Source organism: Streptococcus chosunensis, from assembly GCF_003626515.1.
GTDB classification, from domain to species: domain Bacteria; phylum Bacillota; class Bacilli; order Lactobacillales; family Streptococcaceae; genus Streptococcus; species Streptococcus chosunensis.
On sequence record NZ_RBCK01000001.1, the window covers coordinates 1,135,643 to 1,156,680 of the forward strand.

The following is a 21,038-nucleotide window of genomic DNA, read 5'->3' on the forward strand; positions in this document are numbered from 1 at the left end:
AAACTATTCAAATTAATCTCCCCATGTAGACTCAAAATGACCCTTACGCTCGGCTTCTTTTGGTAACTTCATGTAATCACCATATATTTTTGTTAAATATTCATCTGGGTTTGCATGGCAACTTATTTCTAAGTTCTCAAACTCTAGTAATTGTGGTTCACCGAATACTTCTTTTCTAGCAAGCTCACGTTCTCTGTAAGAGCCTAATACATTACCTACTATTGAACTAGTTTCAAAATCATATTGTTTAATTAGATTTTGTAATTTGTTGTTAATAGTGGCTGTTTTTAGAAGTTTATTTAATTTCAAAACTTTTGATATACTCACAATTGCATTTTCAAAACTTCCCCGATCTCTGTCATGTAGACGATCGATTACCGAAATTTTAGAAAGTGCACGATAGAATTTGATTTTGTTTGTATGAATAAAATAATGAAAACGATCATCTGGATAACCATCCAAAGGAAAAATATCTATGAATGGACTACATGGTTCATCTCCAAATGGAATTTGTAAGGATGTATCCATAATAGAGGTATTACCTAAATTGTCATCATGAAGTCTCAAAATAACATGTTCTGGAAGTTCTTTTTTACAAATAGATAAAAATTTTTCATAATCTTTTCGAGGCATCCCTAAATCCATATCATCATCCCAAGGAATAAATCCTTTATGACGAATGGCTCCTAGCAATGTTCCTCCCAAAGCATAATATCTTAAATCATGTTTACTACAAATAGCAATAAAGTTTTTCAATAAAGATAATTCTCCTAGTTGAATTTCCCTCACTTTATTCATAAAATCACTTCGCTCCATCTCTCATAAGTACAACTTTAATAGTTTTTAGTAAAATTTCAATGTCTTTCCAAATTGTCCAATCGTCTATATAAGCTACATCTAATTTAACAACTTCATCAAAATTCTTAATCTCACTTCTACCACTAACTTGCCAAAGTCCAGTGATACCCGGTTTAAAACTCAATCGACGTTTTTGTTCAGGTGTGTATGTCTCATATTCATCAACTGTTGGCGGTCTTGTTCCCACTAGGCTCATATCTCCTTTCAGAACATTCCAAAACTGGGGAAGTTCATCCAAGCTAGTTTTACGGATAAAGCGACCAATTTTTGTAATGCGAGGATCATTGTCCATCTTAAACATACCACCCTGCATGGTATTTTTCTCCAACAATTCTCTCTTTTTATCCTCAGCATCAATACACATTGATCTAAATTTATAAAAAGTAAAATGTCGGCCGTTTTTTCCTATGCGAGTCTGGGCAAAAATAGCAGGTCCACCATCTTTTCGAATAGCTGGAACTAGAACTATACTAACTAGACCACAAATCATTAAACCAAAAATAGAACCAATAATATCTATGACACGCTTAGCAATTACATGACTATTCTTATAAAATTTCGTCGAAAAAGTAATGACATTTAGACCAGCCATCCCACGGATTTTTTTGTCACGCCCTAGATTATGGTCAAAAGCATTTAGATTAACCGTTACATCAATTCCCATCGTTTCAAAACGAGAAATAAATTCACCAATATCATATTCTTCACTAGGAAGATTGATAAACACTTCGTCCACAACTTCGTGAGTTGCAAAATTTAAAATATTTTCGACTGGTACGACTGTAATAGTATCATGTTGGAAATTAGGTTTATCTAATACACTAACTGCCACCAGTTCTCCAAAGAAATCACCCGCATCAAGTAATTTATCCATCACTTTCTCAACTCTAGATGTTGCTGTAATCAAGAATAGTTTTTTACTCCATTTCAAATTAGGAAATACCCGTTTCGAATAATACTTGATACAAATATTGACTAGATACATTAGAATCGAGTGTAAGGTTAAGAAATACACCATGCCTCGTCTAGAGATACTAAAGCGTTCTTCTAAAAAGAAATTAGAAAGACTAATTGCCAACGCAAAGAAAATGATATATTTTGTCAAGCGAACAAGTTCAATCAAACTCCCTCGTCTAAAAAAATCTTGACCGTAATCGCTAAAATAAAATACTATGTAGTGGAGAATATATAGGACAATCATTGTTGTTGAAAGAATATCTGTCTCTTTAACAAAACTAAGAGAATACCCCAGTAACACTACTATAAAACTCTGGATTACTGCCAGAGATATTTTTATCCCTTTCTCTTCCATAACTACTTCCTTAGTCTATCCCTTATTCTATCCCCTATTTTTTACCGTAAGAACCATACTCACCGTAAGAACCATATTTCTCAGCTGAAGTATTGAATTTATTTAATACAACTCCTAAAAATGGTTTATTCGTTTGTTCCAATTGACCTTTAGCCTTCTGAACATCTTTTCTGTTAGCTTCTCCTGCCGCAGTAACTAAAACAGATGCATCACATTTTTGTGTAATAATAGCTGCGTCGATTACGATACCAATAGGCGCTGTATCAACAATAATATAATCAAAATACTTGCGAAGTGTGTCAATCATAGTGCTAAAATTTTCACTTTGCAATAAAGCAGTTGGGTTGGGTGAGATAGACCCAGCTTGAACCACAAATAGATTCTCAACATTGGTATCACATAAACCATGAGATAGGTCTGTTGTTCCAGATAAAAATTCTGTCAATCCAGTAATTTTTTCACGTGACTTGAAGACACCTGACATGACAGAATTACGAATATCAGCATCTACTAACAGGGTCTTGTAACCTGCACGCGCGAATGCCCAAGCAATATTTGTAGAAGTCGTTGACTTTCCTTCACCCGGTTTTACAGAAGTGATAGAAATTACTTGTAAATTATTTCCACTCAATTGTATATTCGTACGCAAGGCATTATAGTATTCTTCCGCTTTTTTGGCCAGATCTAATTTTTTCTGTGCTATTTCTAATGTCGGCATATCTCTCTCCTATTTCAATTTATCCAGATTTGGAACAACTCCCAACAATGCAATTTGCATAACATCTTCAATATCCTCTGGACGTTTCACTCGTGTATCAACCAGTTCAACGATAAGAACAGCGATAACCATAAATGCTGTTCCTCCAAGTAGCCCGATAATTGTATTTCTACGAATATTTGGAGAAGATGGTGCTGTAGCCGGACGAGCTTCTTCAAGTGTTGTGACATCAGAAACGCGTGTGATACTGATAATCTTTTCAGCTGCTACTTCTCTCAATGAGTTAGCAATACGACTAGCTTCCTCAGGGACTCTATCATTAACGGAAATAGATACGATACGAGTATCGACTGGTACAGTTACCTTGACTTTACTAGCCAAAGCTTTTGGTGATAGATCTAATTTCAAATTAGATGTAACTTTTTCCAAAACATCTTGAGACAAAATAATTTCACGATAGTCTTTAACTAAGTATGATCCAGCTTGCAAGTCTTGGTTTGTCAAACCAGGCTTATCTCCCTGATTACGGTTGACTACATAAATCCGTGTAGTACTAGTGAACTCCGGTTTAACGACAAACGCACTATAGGCAAAAGCTAAGGCTCCAGCTACAATTGCTACCAATGCAATTAGAATTTTTCTTTTCCAAAGAATTTTAAACAGGTGAAATACATCGATTTCCATAGTATTTTGTTCTTTCATATTTTCTCCTAAATTATTTGATCCATTATAATTTTCCTAGGGTTCTCTACAAATAGCTCTTCTGCCTTGGCTCTACCATATTTTTTAGAAATAATCTGACGAGCATCCTCCATGTAGGGAGGTCTACTATCTAAGTTATGCATGTCACTTGCAATGACATGAACCAGGTCTCTCTCCAAAAAATATTGGGCTCTCTTTTTCATAAATTTATAGGTTTCACCAAAGAGCTTAGGTTTTAGAACATGAGAACTATTTACTTGCGTATAGCATCCCATATCAATCAGTTCCCTAACACGTTTTTCATTGTTTTCCAACGCATCATAACGTTCAATATGAGCAATCACTGGGGTAATCCCTAACATCAAAATATTGCTTAACCCTTTATGAATATCGCGATAGGGTGTATTCATACTAAATTCAATCAAAGCATAACGACTGTTATTGAGAGTAGGAATGCGCTTGTTTTCTAATTTTTCTAGAACATCCGGAGTATAGTATATCTCTGCTCCGTAAGCAATGACCAAATCATCTGCCACTTCTTTAGCAATCTCACGAACCTTTAAAAAATTCGTCGCTATTTTTTCTTCTGGAGTTTCAAACATCCCTTTTCGACGATGGGAAGTCGAAACAATCATCCGAACTCCTTGATTATATGCTTCTATTAAAAGAGCTTTACTATCTTCTATAGACTTTGGCCCGTCATCTACATCAAAGACAATGTGAGAGTGGATATCAATCATATCATCTTCCCTCCATCACATCTTGTATCGCACTTTTAGCAGTTGCTAAACTACTATCATCGATTTCCATCATATAAAGGTTACTATCTGGCATAGCATAAGAAGGAAGTCCCATTCGACCTGTACCTTTGAGGTCTTGAGAGTTGACTTTATAACTACCACCACTCTCCAATTGAGTATTAATCAAATCTATCATCGTTTCGATAGGCATATTTGTTTGAAGGGAATCTTGCAAACCTTGAATAATATCACTATAATTTTTTAAGGCTTCAGTAGAAGTTAATTTCTGAATAATTGCGACAATAACCTTTTGTTGATTACGACCACGGTCACGATCTCCATCAGCCAACGAATAGCGTTCACGAACAAACCCAAGAGCTTGTTCAGAATCTAAATGGACATTTCCTACTGGGAAGTGGAACTTCCCGTGACGAGATGTAAACTCCTGATCATTGTATACATCTACACCACCTAAAAGGTCAATCAATTTCAAGAACGAAGTGAAGTTTAGACGAACATAGTAATTAATATCAACTCCATAAAGATTTTCCAAAGTATGAATAGAGGAGTCAACTCCATAAATACCTGCATGAGTCAACTTATCTTTTTGATTATTCCCGCCGTCAGCAATCGGAACATAAGAATCTCGAGGAGTTGTTGTCAATAGAATTTTTTTTGAATCTTGATTAACAGTCATCAAAATGTTGACATCTGAACGAGAAACTGAACTAATTGGTCCGTAAGTGTCAATACCACTCACATAGACATTGAAGGATTTGTTCTTAGAAACTTTAGGAGCAGCTACTTCTTTGGTGATATTTTTAGTGTAGATTTTCCTAATTTTTGATGCGTAATCAGGGTATTCAGATTCTATAATATTTTCAAAGACGCTATTTAAGACAATCGCTTTTGCTTCACCTGATACCAAGCTCTTATAAGCTGCAAGGTATGAAGTGCTTTGTTCAACCGTCAATTCTTTGCTCTGACTAGTTTTGATATCAGCTATCAATTTTTGAATATTATCATTATCAGTACCCGTAGGTCCTGTAATACTATCTAATTGCGTGACATTATGAACGTCACTATCTTTCAGAACAACAACACTCATTGAGTATTCTGAGTAATTTGACGTAGAATTGATATGACTAGTAAAGCCGACAAATTGTTGCAGTGCAAAAAAAGAAACTGAACTCATTAAAATAGCTAGTGTTAAAAAGAAAATCGTAAACTTTTCTGCTTTTCTATAAATGATCAAAAGCAGACTCGCTAAAGCGACCAAAATCACTACAGCTGCCGTTATGACATTCAGATATCTAAACGCTAATATATTATGTCTAAAAATCAAGAACAGCAAAAAACCACCCAATAATACATAAATGGTTAATAAGGCTATATTAATACTCCGCTTAACTTTACCCGAACGGGCTCTTTTTGAACGTTTATTCATAGTTTTCCCCTATATGTTGATTATCAGAATTATTATATCACAATCATGAAATAATTTCCATTTATTCCTTTTTTTATCAGCGTTTTCAATACATCTTCTAAATGCACTCCGAAGGAATAATTGTTTTTTTATAACCTGTATAGTATCTATCGCTTCCTATTTTGACATTCTCGTTTCATAGACAGAGGAATACGAATCAAAAATATAACAAACAAGGTCCCTTACGGAACCTCGTTCATCTATTTAACATGATTTTCTGCTTCTTTTTGAGCTTTTTCGATTGCTTTTTTGCTTTCTTGCTCCCATTTGGTCTTAGCTTCTTCATACTGCTTGGTAGTCACAGTGTCTTTTTGCAGTTTCATGTACTTGTAGTTATTGCCGTCGCCCTTGATGCCGACTAGTGAATAACCTCTTGTAAATGGCGTTACTTTGGTTACAGATGCTGTTCCACCGCTCGACATAGCTGACATAATCAGAGAATTGTCAATCATCCAAGCCTGTGCTTCAGCATATTTTTCATAACGTTTGGCTACATCTTTATTTTCGCTATCTGCATCTTTGAGCATCTTGGTGTAGGTATCAAGACCCAAGCTAGCAATTTTAGCTTTATCTTCCTGAGCATCTAAACCAAAAATCTTGAGGTAGAATCCATCCTCAGCATTGAAAGGATTAAGATAAGTTGACGGATCTTGGTAGTCACCTACCCAGCCATCAAAGTTCAAATCATAGTCACGATCAGCTGGCGTTGGTGCCAAGAAAGCTACGTTATTAAAATCATCTGTTGAAAGTTGTTGAACATCAATGACAATGTTATCAGCACCCAAAACTGATTCAAGGGTCTGCTTAACTGAGTTCATGCCTGTCACAGCATTTTTACTTGTCTGATCAACTGCAACATCCAAGTGAATTGGGAAAGTCACACCTTGACTTGCCAATTCTTTTTTAGCTTCCGCAAATTTTGCTTGGGCTTTTTCTTTGTTGAAATAGGCATCCTGAGCATCTGCCAAGTTAATACCTGACCATTCTGTGCCATAGTTAACCAATTTAGAAGCGACTACTTCTCCAAAGGTCTTGTCTCCAACTTGGACAAATGTAGGAGGCACTAGGGTGTTACGAAGGGTCTTGCTAGCTGCTTCTTCCCCATTTGACTGAGCAGAATAGGCTGTGCGGTCCAAGGCAAAGTTCACTGCTTGACGGAAGTTCTTGTTCAAGACAGCTGTCTCAGTTGACTTCTTCTGCTCAGCTGTCGTTTTAGAAGTGTGATTGTAAGCCTTACGATTGACATTGAAATTGAAATACCAAGAAGTCTTGTCCTGCAAGCTATAGACAATATTATCCTTATATTTCTCCTTGGTCTTAGCAAAGTTAGAACTATTTGGATAAACCCCAGCGATTGAGTAAGCTCCACTTTCAAAGTTACGGATGGTCAATTCTTGGTCTGAGCCATCAAAATAAGCCAATTTCACGTGTTCAATCGATACTTTGTCATGATCATAGTAATGCGGATTTTTCACATACTCGATCGATGATTTTGATGTGAAGTCTTTTAACAAATAAGGTCCACTGTAGAGAATGCTATTTGGAGATAGAGTCCCAAAATCTTTCCCTTTTGAATTTAGAAACTCTTCGTTTACTGGGAAAAGAATACTGTTCGTTGTTTTTGAGTTCCAGTACGGTTCTGGGCGTACCAAAGTATACTCAACAGTCTGGTCGTCGATGGCCTTCACTCCAACCTTAGAAAAGTCAGAATCTGCCCCTGTAATATAATCATTCAAGCCCTTGATCGAGTTTTGAATCAAGTCAAGCGCCTGTGATTTATTATCCACTGCATACTTTATACCTGTCACAAAATCCTGTGCCTTGACTGGGGCGTACTCTTCACCATCAGCTGTGAACCATTTGGCATCTTTTCTCAATTTGTAGGTATAAGTTAGGCCGTCGCTTGAAACAGACCAGTCTTCTGCCAAAGACGGAACTAGATTTCCATAATTGTCATTTTCAAGTAAACCATCAACTAAATTAGTAATGATAGCCGTATTATCAGCGTAGTAGTCTAGTAAATAGTTAAATGTAGTTGGGTTTCCACTAAAGGTTGATGAGTAAGTTTTTGTATCTGAACCTGATTGTCCGCAAGCAGCTAAAAGCAAAGCAGCCGCAAAAGTCAGGCCTGCACTAAGGATACGCTTTTTTGTAGTCATCTTCTTTCTCCTTTATGTTAGTTTTTATAACATAGGTTTATTTTACCAAAATAGTGGAAATTTGTAAAGTTAATTGAATTTCTAGAATGAAAGTTTATAAATCTTAGCCATAAAAAAACAAAGGATTTCTGCCTTTCATACAGTCCTCCCTTGTTTTTATACGATTTCGATTTTTAGATTTTTCTGTAAAAAATGTTTATAGTAATTCCACACAGAAAGCATCCCATGGAGCCAAGATTTGTTTTTCAAAAACTTCTTGAGCCATGGTGTTTTCAATTAAGACCGATTTGACGTTTCCTTCTACGGTCAAGTCTTGCTCTTCATTGGACAAGTTAGCCACAACTAAGAATCGACGGTCACCGTCCTTACGGATATAAGCAAAGACTTTGTCAGCCGTATCAAGCAATTCAAAGTCAGCTCGAATCAGCCAGCTATTCTCCTTACGAATTTGAACCAGCTTCTGATAAGTATAGAAAATAGAATCTGGATTTGCCAGCGCTTCTTGAACGTTGATTGTCTCGTAATTTGGATTAACTGCCAACCAAGGTTGCCCTGTTGAGAAACCAGCGTTTTTATTCTCATCCCATTGCATTGGAGTACGGGCATTGTCACGTCCAATAACACAGATACTGTCCATGATTTCTTCCATCGGAACGCCTTTTTCAAGAGCCTCACGCGCATAGTTGAGAGATTCAATATCCTCTACTTGGTCCAGTGTTTCAAACGGATAGTTGGTCATCCCAATTTCCTCACCTTGGTAGATATAAGGAGTTCCTCTCATGAGATGAAGCAAGATGGCAAAGGCTTTGGCAGATTTTTCGCGGTATTCTTGGTCATTACCCCAGATTGAGACGATACGAGGGAGGTCATGATTGTTCCAAAAGAGTGAATTCCAGCCGTCCTCAACACCTAACTCTGTCTGCCATTTGTTGAAAATCTCTTTTAACTTAGGGATATTCAGCTCTTTTTGATAGTGCCATTTAGGTTGACCTTCCTGATACTGAAGACAGATGTGTTCAAATTGGAAGACCATAGACAATTCTTGCCCCTTTGGATCAGAGTAAAGCTTGGCAATCTCTGGAGTTGCTCCCCAAGTCTCCCCTACTGTCAAGAGATTCTTATCGCTAAAGGTGGCCTGATTCATCTCCTTGAGATAAGGGTGGAGCATAGGTCCATTATTGACTACCTTCTCATCAGGAATTTTGCCAATCATGTCAATAACATCCATACGGAAACCGCCAATGCCTTTATCAATCCAGAAGTTCATCATCTCATAAATTTTCTGGCGAAGTTTTTCATTTTCCCAGTTGAGATCGGGCTGTTTTTTACTGAAAAAGTGGAGATAGTATTGACCTGACTTTTCATCATACTCCCAAGCAGATCCACTAAAGATAGAATCTAGGTCATTAGGCTCATCCCGCCAAATATAGTAATCTCGCTCAGGGCTGTCAGGATTTTCACAGGCCTCGACAAACCAAGCATGTTCATCTGAGGTATGATTGACCACCAAGTCCATGATGATACGAATATCACGTTTCTTAGCTTCCGCAATTAGTTGGTCCATGTCCTCCATAGTTCCGAAAATAGCTGCAATCGCTTGATAATCAGCAATATCATAGCCATTATCATCCATGGGACTGTCATAAACGGGAGAAAGCCAAATCGCTGTGATTCCTAACTTAGCTAGATAGTCTAACTTACTGGTAATACCTGGCAAATCGCCAATTCCATCTCCGTTGCTATCCATAAAGCTCTTAGGATAAACTTGATAGACTACGGCATTGTGCCACCATTTTTCTTGCATCTTCTTACCTCATTATTTTAATAATCTATAGTCTATGATAGCGCTTTTCAGAGTTTTATGCAAGCGTTTGCCTAATCTTTTTGATTTCTTTTTTAACTCCATAGTTTCCTAACTTCCAATTTTTTATTATAATAGAGGTCAGAGGTAAAAAAATGAAAAAACAAGCTTTTAGTTCTGAACAATATTTGAATCTACAACGCGACCACATTTTGGAGCGCATTAACCAATTTGACGGCAAGCTCTACTTAGAGTTTGGTGGCAAAATGTTAGAAGATTTCCACGCTGCTCGCGTGCTTCCTGGTTATGAGCCTGACAACAAAATCAAGCTCTTGCAAGAATTGAAAGAGCAGGTTGAGGTGGTGATTGCTATTAATGCAAGTAACATCGAACATTCTAAAGCACGTGGTGACTTGGGCATTTCTTATGACCAAGAAGTTCTTCGTTTGATTGACAAATTCAATGAATTAGGCATTTTTGTTGGCTCAGTTGTCATCACACAATACGCTGGCCAACCTGCTGCAGATGCCTTCCGCAACCAACTTGAGAAAAACGGGATTGATTCTTATCTTCATTATCCAATCAAAGGATATCCGACAGATATGGATCACATCATTTCACCTGAAGGCATGGGGAAAAATGATTACATCAAAACCAGTCGCAACTTGATCGTCGTAACTGCTCCTGGACCTGGTTCTGGAAAATTGGCAACTTGTATGTCCAATATGTACCACGACCAAATCAATGGTATCAAGTCTGGTTATGCTAAATTCGAAACCTTCCCGGTTTGGAATCTCCCCCTTCATCATCCTGTCAACTTGGCCTACGAGGCTGCCACAGCTGACCTTGATGATGTCAACATGATTGACCCCTTCCACCTCCAAACTTACGGAGAAACCACTGTCAACTACAATCGTGATATCGAGATTTTCCCAGTGCTCAAGCGCATGTTGGAACGCATTCTAGGAGAGTCTCCATACGCTTCTCCGACTGATATGGGTGTCAACATGGTTGGTTTCGCTATTACAGATAATGAGGCTGCTATTGAAGCCTCTAAACAAGAAATCATCCGCCGTTACTATCAGACTGTTCTTGATTTCAAAGCAGAAAAAGTTGGTGAAACAGCTGTCAAGAAAATTGAGTTGCTTATGAACGACCTCGGTATCACACCTGCAGACCGTAAGGTTGCTGTCGTTGCCCGTCAAAAAGCAGAAGAAACTGGCGGACCAGCCCTAGCCCTTGGATTACCAAATGGGGAAATAGTGACTGGTAAAAACTCAGAACTCTTTGGCCCTACAGCCGCTGCTCTTATCAACGCCATCAAGAAATCAGCTGACATTGCTAAAGAAGTAAAACTAATCGAACCTGAAGTTGTTAAGCCAATCCAAGGTCTTAAAATCGATCATCTCGGTAGCCGCAATCCACGCCTTCATTCAAATGAAATTCTGATTGCACTAGCTATCACAGCTACGGAAAATCCTGACGCTGCCCGCGCTATGGAAGAACTTGGCAACCTCAAAGGAAGTGAAGCTCACTCAACTATCATCTTGACAGATGAAGACAAGAATGTCCTTCGCAAACTAGGTATCAACGTATCTTTTGACCCTTACTACCAATACGACCGCTTGTATCGTAAATAAAGATTTCAACCTCTCCACTCTCGGAGAGGTTTTCTCTCTGTCTCAGGAGCCGGCTTTATGTTATAATGAAATTAGAAAACTGAAAGGATTTACCATGTCAAAAGAAGTTATTGTTGAAAGTTTTGAACTTGACCACACTATTGTTAAAGCACCCTATGTTCGCTTGATTGGGGAAGAAACAGGACCAAAAGGAGACATCATCTCCAATTATGACATTCGCTTGGTGCAACCAAATGAAGACTCTATCCCTACCGCTGGGCTTCACACTATTGAGCACCTCTTGGCAAAACTCATCCGCACCCGCATTGACGGTATGATTGACTGTTCACCATTTGGATGCCGTACAGGCTTCCACATGATTATGTGGGGACGTCACACCAGTGCTGAAATCGCGGCTGTTATCAAGGATTCGCTCAAAGAAATCGCTGAGACTACTACTTGGGAAGATGTCCCTGGAACAACCATCGAATCTTGCGGAAACTACAAGGATCACAGCCTCTTCTCTGCTAAAGAATGGGCAAAACTCATCCTAGAACAAGGAATTTCAGATGATGCCTTTGAGCGTCATGTGATTTAAACATAAAAAAGGAACCAGTTTTTTCAGCCGGTTCCTTCTTTTTTATTCTCAAAATTCTGTCTTAGGCTTTTTCACGAATGGCTAAAACACCGTCTTCCATATCTGCTTCCAGATGTTTAGCATCCAAATGATCCAAGTGGAAGTCTGTTACCTTATCACGAATTTCTTGTTCCACTACACGACGGAGTGGACGAACACCCATGACTTCATCATAACCTTCTTCTGTGATATAGTCTTTAGCCGCTTGACTGACTACCAAGTCAATGTCTTTCTTAGCCAAGGTTTGGTTAACTTCGGCCAACATCAAGTCCACAATCTTAGAAAGATCTTCCTTAGTCAAGTGTGAGAACTCGATAACTGCATTAAAGCGGTTGAGAAATTCTGGACGGAAGAAAGGTTTCAAACGATCCATCAATTCTGGTTTATCCGCATCTTCTGTCAAGTTGGCTTCATAGCCAAATCCAGCATTTGAGGTCGCAATAATGACAGTGTTCTTGAAGTTTACTGTATTTCCTTGACCATCTGTCAAACGACCATCATCTAGAACTTGGAGGAGAAGGGTAATGACTTGAGAATCAGCCTTTTCAATTTCATCCAAGAGAATGATAGAGTATGGATTGCGACGGACACGTTCCGTTAAGGTATTGCTATTGTCATCATAACCCACATAGCCTGCTGTTGTACCAATTAGCTTAGAAACGGCTGTGCGGTCACTGTATTCAGACATATCCAAACGGATGATTGCATCCTTAGTTCCAAACATATCCAGCGCTAATTGCTTAGCAAGTTCTGTCTTACCAACTCCAGTAGGCCCTACAAAGAGGAAGCTACCGATTGGGCGATTGCCTTCATCAAAACCAGCACGGTTACGACGGATAGCACGGGCTACAGCTTCAACTGCCTTATCTTGACCGATTACCTTATCTTGCAGACGATGAGCCATATCTTTCAAACGTTCGATATCAGATGCTCCCATTTGTGACACTGGAATACCGGTCATTCGTTCTACAGACTCAGCCACATCGTTGATACTTGCAGTCACTTTCATATCTTCTGTGTGGTTTTCGATTTTCTTTTCCAATTCTGCGATGCGTGTTTTATAGTTTAGAGCTGCTTCAAAATCTTCCGCCTCAACTGCTTTTTCTTGCTTGTCTTTTTCTGCTTCAATTTCACGTTCGACAGCATGTACATCCGTTACAGGATGCTGAGCTGCCAAGTGAGCCGCCGTTACGTCCACAAGGTCAATAGCCTTATCTGGCAAGCTACGTTGAGGAATATACTGAACAGAATAATCCACTGCTGCTTTCAAGACTTCATCTGGCAAGATGACATTGTGGTGTTGTTGATAAAGGTCACGAATTCCTTGGAGGATCTTAAAGGTATCTTCTGCTGAAGGAGCATTTACCTTGACTTCGTTGAAACGACGAGCAAGAGCTGCATTCTTCAAGATAGTATTACGGTATTCGTCTTGAGTCGTTGCCCCAATCACGGTCAATTCTCCACGAGATAGGGCTGGCTTGAGAATATCCGCAAGGCCTTTAGATCCACTATCTCCACCAGTGCTACCAGCGCCGAGAATTTGGTGAATTTCATCAAAGAAGAGGATAATATTCCCTGCTTCTTTCACTTCATTGACTAAATTTTGAACGTTTTCTTCAAAGCTACCACGGTATTGAGTACCAGCTTCAAGACCTGAGATATCAATGGAAATGATTTCTTTATTCTTAATGGCAGCTGGGACATCTCCGTTCACAATGGCTTGCGCTAGTCCTTCAACGACTGCTGTCTTACCAACACCTGCATCTCCGACTAGAACAGGATTGTTCTTGGTACGGCGTGAAAGAATTTCAGATGTTTCTTGAATTTCCTTGTTTCGTCCGATAACAGGATCCAACTTGCCCTCACGCGCTTCTGCTGTCAAGTTTCGACCTAGTTTAGCAAGAACACCGTCTTGTTTCATACCTGAAGCCTGTTGTGGCATTTGTCCATCAGATTCTGCATTTCCTGGCAATTGACCAGTTGCACGATAGTGAGCAAATTCCTCAGGTGTGACTTCGCGTCCATTAATTAAGTAACGGCGATTTTCAGAACTGTATCCTCGCATACCACCCATCAATTGGTTAAATAAATCATCCATGTTGTTAAAATTATTAAAGTTGTTGTTCATATTCTTTACCTCTTTTTGTTTACTTAGTTACGATTACTGATATTGACTATCTTTGACCTTTGTTTTAAAAAATTTAGACTAGCTAGATGGCTACTCTACGTACTATTTCTGGTTTTTCTTTTTCAAGCAGGAGTAGACTATCTTTACTTCTGAAGATTTCTAGATTAAACATAGACACACCTCTTTCTATTTTACTTTAAATAAGTGTTCACGTAAGGCTTTCATTTACCTTACGTTCATAATATACTACATTAGTCAGAAAAGGTCAAGAGATTTGACTTTAATTGACCAATAAATTTTACAAAAAGAAGAACTAGCTTTTAACTAGTCCTTCTTTGTATTATTTTATATAATCTTAGCTCAATGCATCCAAGGCATCATCCATTGAAAGAACTTCGTGGAAGACACGTTGTGTCAATTCAGTCTTTTGTTCTGGAGTAAGGTATTTAGTGTTTACACAGTATCCAGAGATACGTACGATAACGTCCTCACCTGACATGATCTTTTCGTAAACATCGTTCAAGTCCATAACGTTCAAGTTAACGTGTTGTCCACCGTTTTCGAAGTAACCATCAAGTATTGTTACCAAGTTATCAACTTGTTCGTCACGAGTCTTACCAAGAGCACGTGGAGAAACTTGTGTAGTCAATGAGATACCGTCAGCTGCATAACTAAAGTCAAGGCTAGAAAGTGAGTTCAAGTTTTGCAACCATCCACCTTTAGCTTTGTTAGATGGGTTAGCACCTGGTGAGAAGAATTCAAGTTTAGACAAGTTCACAGAACCATCTTCGTTGAGATATACACCTTTGTGGACTGGTGAGTTACCAGTTTGTTTAGAGTAAGCAACGTTAGATGTGATAGTCAAAAGTGAAACTGTAGCTTCTGCGTCTTTGTAAAGTTTGTGGCTACGTAGACGAGTTGTGTAAGCTTCAATCAACCATTCTGCCAATTCGTTTGAACGAGGATCATCTTCACCCCAACGTGGGTATTCACCGATTGTTTCGTAATCGTAGATATAGCCGTTTTCGTCACGGATTGGTTTAACTGTAGCGTATTTGATAGCTGACAATGTATCAACAGTGTTAGCAAATCCACAGATACCGAATCCCATGTTTGCACGTTGTTTAGTTGGCAAGAAGGCCATTTGAACAGCTTCGTAGTTGTACTTATCAGTCATGTAGTGGATGATGTTCAAAGCATCTACGTAAGTGTCAGTCAACCAGTCAAGAGATTTTTCAAAGTTTTCTTTAACTGATTCGAATTCAAGAACTTCGTCACGGATTGGTTCGATGTCAAATACTTTGTAGTCTTTGTGAACATCGTCGTAACCACCGTTCAAACCAGTAAGAAGGGCTTTCAATACGTTTACACGCGCACCGAAGTACTGGATGTTGTGGCGTTGTTCTTCATTTTCTGGGTCAAGTGGAGACACACAGCATGAAATACAGCTCATTTCACCATATCCGTCTTTAGCCATTGTTGTTACACCTTCGTATTGGATAGAAGAGTGTTTGTGGCTCATGTGCATACAGTAGCGACGGAAGTTGTATGGCAATTTGTCAGTCCAAAGAACTGTTAAGTTTGGTTCTGGAGAGTTACCGATGTTGTCAAGAGTGTTCAAGAAACGGTAGTCCATCTTAGTAACACGGTGACGACCGTCGTTACCCATACCAGCCATAGAAGTTGTGATGAATGTTGGGTCACCTGAGTACAATTGGTCGTAAGCTTTTGTACGAGCAAATTTAACTGTACGAAGTTTCATAACGAAATCATCAACAAATTCTTGGATTTCTGATTCAGTAAATGTACCACGAGCAAGGTCACGTTCTGCAAAGATGTCCAATACGATTGGCACACGACCTAGGGATGTAGCAGCACCGTTGATAACACGGCAGACAGACATGAAGGCGATGTTAACCCATTGGATAGCTTCTTTAACGTTCATCGCTGGTTTGCGAACATCAACTCCGTAAAGGTCACCCAAGCGAACAACTTGTTGCAATGCTTGGTATTGAAGATTGATTTCTTCACGAAGACGGATTGTTTCTTCATCGATTTCTTCGATTGCATTCCAGTCGTTTACTTTTTCTTGCATCAAGTAGTCTGCACCGTAAAGAGCAAGACGTGCGTAAACACCGATGATACGTCCGCGTGAGTATGCATCTGGAAGACCAGTTACAGTGTGTGCGTGACGAGCGCGACGAATGTTTGAAGTGTAAGCACGGAAGATACCGTCGTTAACTGTTGTTACGTATTTAGTGAAGATTTCGTGAACAGCTGGGTCTGGTTCGTATCCATTTTCTTTCAAAGTAGTTTCAGCCATACGGATACCACCTTTTGGCATGAAGTTCAATTTGAAGAGTTCATCGTTTTGGATACCAAAGATAACTTCGTTTTCTTTATCGATAAATCCTGCAGGGATATCAGCGATAGAAGTTGGACGAGTGTCCATTGGGAAACGAGTTTCTTCGTAGTGAGCCTTAGTTTCTTCTACAATTTTTTTGATGTGAAGTGAACGTTCTGTTGGTCCTGCAAGGAAGCTTTCGTCTCCATCGTAAGGTGTGTAGTTAGCTTGTACGAAGCGTGATACACTTGCTTTTTCTTTCCAATCTACGCCTTTGAAGCCTTCCCAAGCTTTGTCAAAAATATCTTGTGCTTCAACAACTGTCTTAACAACCATGTTAATGTCCTCTTTTTTCTTTCTAGTAACAGTCATCTGTTACATTCATGAGACAAGTATACCATACAGTAACCGATTTCAACAAGTGATAAATCCCTATTTTTACACTTTCTTTTCTAAAACAGTCTATATTTCATCCCAAACTGTATTATATTTTTGAAAAAAATAAAGCCTTTTTTCTTTTTTTCAGAAAAAAGGGTATAATAAAAGAAAATAAGCGATAAAAAGGGGAGTAGACATGTTGATTTTTCCTTTATTAAATGATTTGTCAAGAAAAATCATCCATATTGACATGGATGCCTTTTTTGCTGCGGTAGAAATCAGGGATAATCCTAAACTCAGAGGAAAACCTGTCATTATTGGAAGCGACCCCCGGCAAACAGGTGGGCGTGGTGTCGTTTCCACTTGTAGCTATGAGGCGCGAGCTTTTGGTGTCCATTCAGCCATGAGCTCCAAGGAAGCCTATGAACGTTGTCCCCAGGCTGTCTTTATCTCAGGAAATTATGAGAAATACAAGTCTGTGGGACTCCAGATTCGAGCTATCTTTAAGCGTTATACAGATTTGATTGAACCCATGAGCATTGACGAAGCCTATTTGGATGTGACGGAAAATAAACTCGGTATCAAGTCAGCAGTCAAAATAGCTCGTCTCATTCAAGAGGATATCTGGCAGGAACTACACCTGACTGCTTCTGCTGGCGTTTCTTACAACAAATTCTTAGCTAAAATGGCCAGTGATTATCAAAAGCCACATGGTCTGACAGTGATTCTACCTAACCAGGCTGAGGACTTTCTCAAACAAATGGATATTTCCAAGTTTCATGGAGTAGGAAAAAAGACGGTGGAACGACTTCATCAAATGGGTATTTTTACTGGCGCTGACCTACTTGAAGTTCCTGAAGTGACTCTGATAGACCGTTTTGGTAGACTGGGTTATGACCTTTATCGAAAGGCTCGTGGCATTCACAACTCTCCAGTCAAATCCAATCGTATCCGTAAATCCATCGGGAAGGAGAAAACCTATGGAAAGATTCTCCGTGCCGAGGAAGATATCAAAAAAGAGCTGACTCTCCTATCAGAAAGAGTCGCTCTCAATCTCAGTCAACAAGAAAAAGCTGGAACAATTGTCATTTTGAAAATCCGCTACGAGGACTTTTCAACTCTCACTAAACGAAAAAGTCTGCCTCAAAAAACACAGGATGCTAGTCAGATAAGCCAAATAGCCCTGCAACTCTATGAAGAGTTAAGCGAGAAAGAAAGAGGTGTCCGCCTGTTGGGGATTACCGTGACTGGATTTTAAAACCTTGAAGAGCTGACTCTTCAAGGTTTTTCTTATACAAACAAACGGACAAAGCTATAAAGTAGCAAGATACTACCAAGCACGATACGGTATTTACCAAAAAGGGTAAAGTCGTGTTTTTTCACATAGCTGGTCAAGAAACGAATAGCGACCATGCTGACTGCAAAGGCTACTCCCATCGCAACCAAGAGCAAGAACAATTGCCCAAAGTTCAAGAGTTGTCCTGCTTTCACAAATTTGAAAATCTTTAAGGCGCTAGCTCCAAACATAACTGGAATTCCAAGATAGAAGGTAAACTCTGTCACAACAGAACGACTGGTTCCATTCAACAAACCACCGACAATCGTTGCCCCAGAACGGCTGGTTCCTGGTAAAAGGGCAAGAACTTGGAAGAGGCCGATATAGAAGGCTGTCGTATAAGGAAGCTTATCCAACTCTGTTACACTTGGCTCGATAGCACGCGCTTTATTGCGCTTTTCCAAATAGATAAAGGCAATCCCATAGATAATCAACATGAGAGCAACTGAAACCATGTTATGGAAGTGGGTATCAAACCAATCATCAAACTTAAATACAGCAAGCAAAGGTAAAGTAGCTACAAGAACTTTAGACCACAATTGCCAAGTTCGACGAACTTCCTGCTTGTCTTTACCCGGTTTAAAGGGATTGAGCTTATTAAAGTAAATCACCATAACCGCCAAAATCGCACCAAGCTGGATCACGACATTAAACATGGACATAAAGGCTTCGTTTTGATTTTGGTATTGGATAAATTCCTCTGCTAAAATCAAGTGACCTGTACTGGAAATCGGCAACCATTCCGTAATTCCTTCAACAATCCCGAAGAAGATAGATTTTAAAATTTCAATAAGATACATAGATTACTCCTTTTTTTCTATCTTCCATTATAGCATATTTTTTCAGCCTGTGACAGTTCTCTTTAAAAGGCACCGATACTACCACCGCCTCCACCGCCAGAGAAGCCACCGCCAGAACTTCCATTTCCAGAAGATACGGAATAGGTACTTGCTGTGTTTGCGATGCTGGCATAATGGCTCATTTGCGCGCTTGAATGATAAAACATACCGTGCCAACCATAAGCTACATAGAGATTGATATCTGGATTTTCCACTTGAATCTGATGAACCTTCATCAAATGACTAACCTTGTCCGCATAGCCAAATAAGGTCGCATAAACCAAGAGGCGATTCCAGACCACAATACTTTCCAGTTCAGCCTGATCCAATCGTGCAATCTCACGCAACATATTTTCAAAACTGGTCCAGAGATAGTATACTTCTGCTCCTGCTTCATTTAGGACTCCATCACGATTATCTAGCCGAAGCTTCCAATAATAGAAAACAGCCAAAACCAAACCTAGAAAACCAAATATAGGCAAGGGGAAGTAAAGATAGCCATGAACATCTAAACTGTACAAGAACAAACCAAATCCAATAAATAGAGGCAGGACTGTAGAGAGTCCCATTCCCACTTGCAAGGCTTTTTCCAAACCAGTTAAAGGACGATAATAATCCGGAAGCCCCCAGAAGGTAACCCGATTTCTCACTCCTTCTTGCATCTCTTTCAATACTTCTTCAAAAGAAGATTTGAGCTGACGCCCCTTTGCTTGAATCCGTTTTTCATCAGAGACTTTTGCTCTACGATAAAGACTATCAGATACCTTGTAATCCGCAAACAAATTGGAAAGAGTTTCTTCTTTTTTGCCTGAAAAAGTCAGATTTAGACAGTCTTTCTCAAAACTTGACAAACCATCTTCTTTTACTAGCCTCAAACTAACTGCATCTCCTTCTGAAATGATAGAGACATTCCCACGGTCTATCACATCTAACAAGGTAGCTTGAATAAGTTGGTCAAAGGTGAATTTTCCTGCTCCTTTGGTTAGAGGACTCACTTCCTCCAAGGAGGTCGAGTAAACCGCCTCTGATAAAACCATAGGCTCTAATTCCATTGGTGGTTCATAGAGACGATGATTTTTGGAATATTTGACGGAAGGAGTGGTCTTTCTTCTATAGATAAAATAGAAGCAGACACTCAATAACAAGGAGATAGAAAGTATCGAAGGGAAGACCCAAGTAACGAGTTGTTTACTTTGCTCTTTTTCTTTAACAATCGAGTCTTCTATCTTATTAAACTCTTCTAAACGATTCCCTTTCAATCCCTGATCCCTAGCGTTAGCAAAATCGGTCCGAGGCCAATAGGCATGTAACTCAACTCCACGTTTAGCCGGAAGATTGTCTAAACGGATAGTATAATCAAGGTTACTCTTTTCAACCGTTCCCTCTCTAAAAAGTTTCCCTGTATGGAAAAAGAGTTTTTCAGCCCCCTTGTCTCCCCTTACATGAAATTCAAACTTTCCAATAGCTCCTGAACTATCTGTCAGAGGTTGCCAATTTAATTCAGCGATGTCATCATAAAGGAAAAGTAAATTCTTTAAGTTCCAAACGAGGTCAACTTCAACTGTGTCGCCTTCTTGACCTGAATTGTAGACTTTCACAGTATAACCATTCGCCTCTTCTGTCACTTCGCTAGTAACGTCTGTCAGTTCAGCACCGTTTTTCGAGGCCTGAACCTTTGGTTGAGGATCTATCTCAAATCCGCTAGGCATCTTGCCAGCACGTCCAAGTCCCACGATTTGCCCCTTAAAGTCCTCCTCAAACTGGTAAACTATCTTCTGTCTAAATTCTGCCGTATTGTCTGCATGAATATACAAATCTCCTTGATAAGAGTTTATCTTAAAATCAATGGCAAAAACCGAGAGTGGAAGAAGGCAAAACAAGCCTAACACCAGTAAGAAAAAAGTTTTTTTCATCAACTAAGCCCCCTTTTTATCTTTGCTATCATTATATCATTTTTTCTCAAGTAAGGGCTTACCTATAT

General features: G+C 39.2%; 15 protein-coding genes. 3 read left to right on the forward strand and 12 right to left on the reverse strand.

Annotated elements, in window-relative coordinates; genetic code table 11:
• Nucleotides 1–12: 12 nt before the first annotated feature.
• The 8 genes from D7D54_RS05400 to D7D54_RS05435 form a co-directional block, all read right to left on the reverse strand.
• A complete protein-coding gene (locus D7D54_RS05400) occupies nt 13–798 on the reverse strand; it encodes a LicD family protein (RefSeq protein ID WP_120718985.1) in 786 nt (261 codons plus the stop codon).
• Between the two features lie 4 nt (nt 799–802).
• Nucleotides 803–2,170, reverse strand: a complete 1,368-nt coding sequence (locus D7D54_RS05405; protein ID WP_094753628.1) for a sugar transferase — start codon at nt 2,168–2,170, stop codon at nt 803–805.
• Between the two features lie 34 nt (nt 2,171–2,204).
• The gene (locus D7D54_RS05410; protein ID WP_020901549.1) at nt 2,205–2,888 is read right to left on the reverse strand and encodes a tyrosine-protein kinase; all 684 of its coding nucleotides are present in this window, start codon (nt 2,886–2,888) and stop codon (nt 2,205–2,207) included.
• A gap of 9 nt (nt 2,889–2,897) precedes the next feature.
• Nucleotides 2,898–3,590 carry a capsular polysaccharide biosynthesis protein CpsC gene (gene cpsC, locus D7D54_RS05415; RefSeq protein WP_049552118.1) on the reverse strand — a complete coding sequence of 231 codons (693 nt, stop codon included), beginning with the start codon at nt 3,588–3,590 and terminating at the stop codon, nt 2,898–2,900.
• A gap of 8 nt (nt 3,591–3,598) precedes the next feature.
• Nucleotides 3,599–4,330, reverse strand: a complete 732-nt coding sequence (gene cps4B / locus D7D54_RS05420; protein WP_120718986.1) for a capsular polysaccharide biosynthesis protein Cps4B — start codon at nt 4,328–4,330, stop codon at nt 3,599–3,601.
• 1 nt (nt 4,331) lies between these two features.
• A complete protein-coding gene (gene cpsA, locus D7D54_RS05425; RefSeq protein WP_120718987.1) occupies nt 4,332–5,777 on the reverse strand; it encodes an LCP family glycopolymer transferase CpsA in 1,446 nt (481 codons plus the stop codon).
• Nucleotides 5,778–6,016: 239 nt separating this feature from the next.
• Nucleotides 6,017–7,975, reverse strand: a complete 1,959-nt coding sequence (locus tag D7D54_RS05430; protein ID WP_120718988.1) for a peptide ABC transporter substrate-binding protein — start codon at nt 7,973–7,975, stop codon at nt 6,017–6,019.
• A 196-nt stretch (nt 7,976–8,171) separates the two neighbouring features.
• Nucleotides 8,172–9,779 (reverse strand): glycoside hydrolase family 13 protein, encoded by a 1,608-nt coding sequence (locus D7D54_RS05435; RefSeq protein WP_120718989.1) that lies wholly within the window; start codon nt 9,777–9,779, stop codon nt 8,172–8,174.
• A 152-nt stretch (nt 9,780–9,931) separates the two neighbouring features.
• Between D7D54_RS05435 and D7D54_RS05440 the strand changes: the two genes are divergently transcribed.
• Both D7D54_RS05440 and D7D54_RS05445 read left to right on the forward strand, forming a co-directional pair.
• Nucleotides 9,932–11,416: a DUF1846 domain-containing protein gene (locus D7D54_RS05440; protein WP_033682322.1), complete on the forward strand. Its 1,485-nt coding sequence runs from the start codon at nt 9,932–9,934 to the stop codon at nt 11,414–11,416.
• A 94-nt stretch (nt 11,417–11,510) separates the two neighbouring features.
• Nucleotides 11,511–11,993 (forward strand): S-ribosylhomocysteine lyase, encoded by a 483-nt coding sequence (locus D7D54_RS05445; RefSeq protein WP_000032547.1) that lies wholly within the window; start codon nt 11,511–11,513, stop codon nt 11,991–11,993.
• Between the two features lie 61 nt (nt 11,994–12,054).
• On the opposite strand, the gene D7D54_RS05450 is transcribed toward D7D54_RS05445, so the two are convergent.
• Nucleotides 12,055–14,160, reverse strand: coding sequence for an ATP-dependent Clp protease ATP-binding subunit (locus tag D7D54_RS05450; RefSeq protein WP_120718990.1), 2,106 nt, complete (start codon nt 14,158–14,160; stop codon nt 12,055–12,057).
• A 355-nt stretch (nt 14,161–14,515) separates the two neighbouring features.
• Nucleotides 14,516–16,840, reverse strand: coding sequence for a formate C-acetyltransferase (gene pflB / locus D7D54_RS05455; protein WP_020901544.1), 2,325 nt, complete (start codon nt 16,838–16,840; stop codon nt 14,516–14,518).
• A 238-nt stretch (nt 16,841–17,078) separates the two neighbouring features.
• Here pflB and dinB point away from each other — a divergent pair, with 238 nt between their 5' ends.
• Nucleotides 17,079–18,140: a DNA polymerase IV gene (gene dinB, locus D7D54_RS05460; protein WP_120718991.1), complete on the forward strand. Its 1,062-nt coding sequence runs from the start codon at nt 17,079–17,081 to the stop codon at nt 18,138–18,140.
• 32 nt (nt 18,141–18,172) lie between these two features.
• Here the strand turns inward: dinB and D7D54_RS05465 are convergent, their stop codons facing one another.
• Both D7D54_RS05465 and D7D54_RS05470 read right to left on the reverse strand, forming a co-directional pair.
• Nucleotides 18,173–19,018 (reverse strand): undecaprenyl-diphosphate phosphatase, encoded by an 846-nt coding sequence (locus D7D54_RS05465; RefSeq protein WP_061589580.1) that lies wholly within the window; start codon nt 19,016–19,018, stop codon nt 18,173–18,175.
• Nucleotides 19,019–19,080: 62 nt separating this feature from the next.
• Nucleotides 19,081–20,970, reverse strand: a complete 1,890-nt coding sequence (locus D7D54_RS05470; RefSeq protein WP_120718992.1) for a DUF2207 domain-containing protein — start codon at nt 20,968–20,970, stop codon at nt 19,081–19,083.
• Nucleotides 20,971–21,038 lie beyond the last annotated feature (68 nt).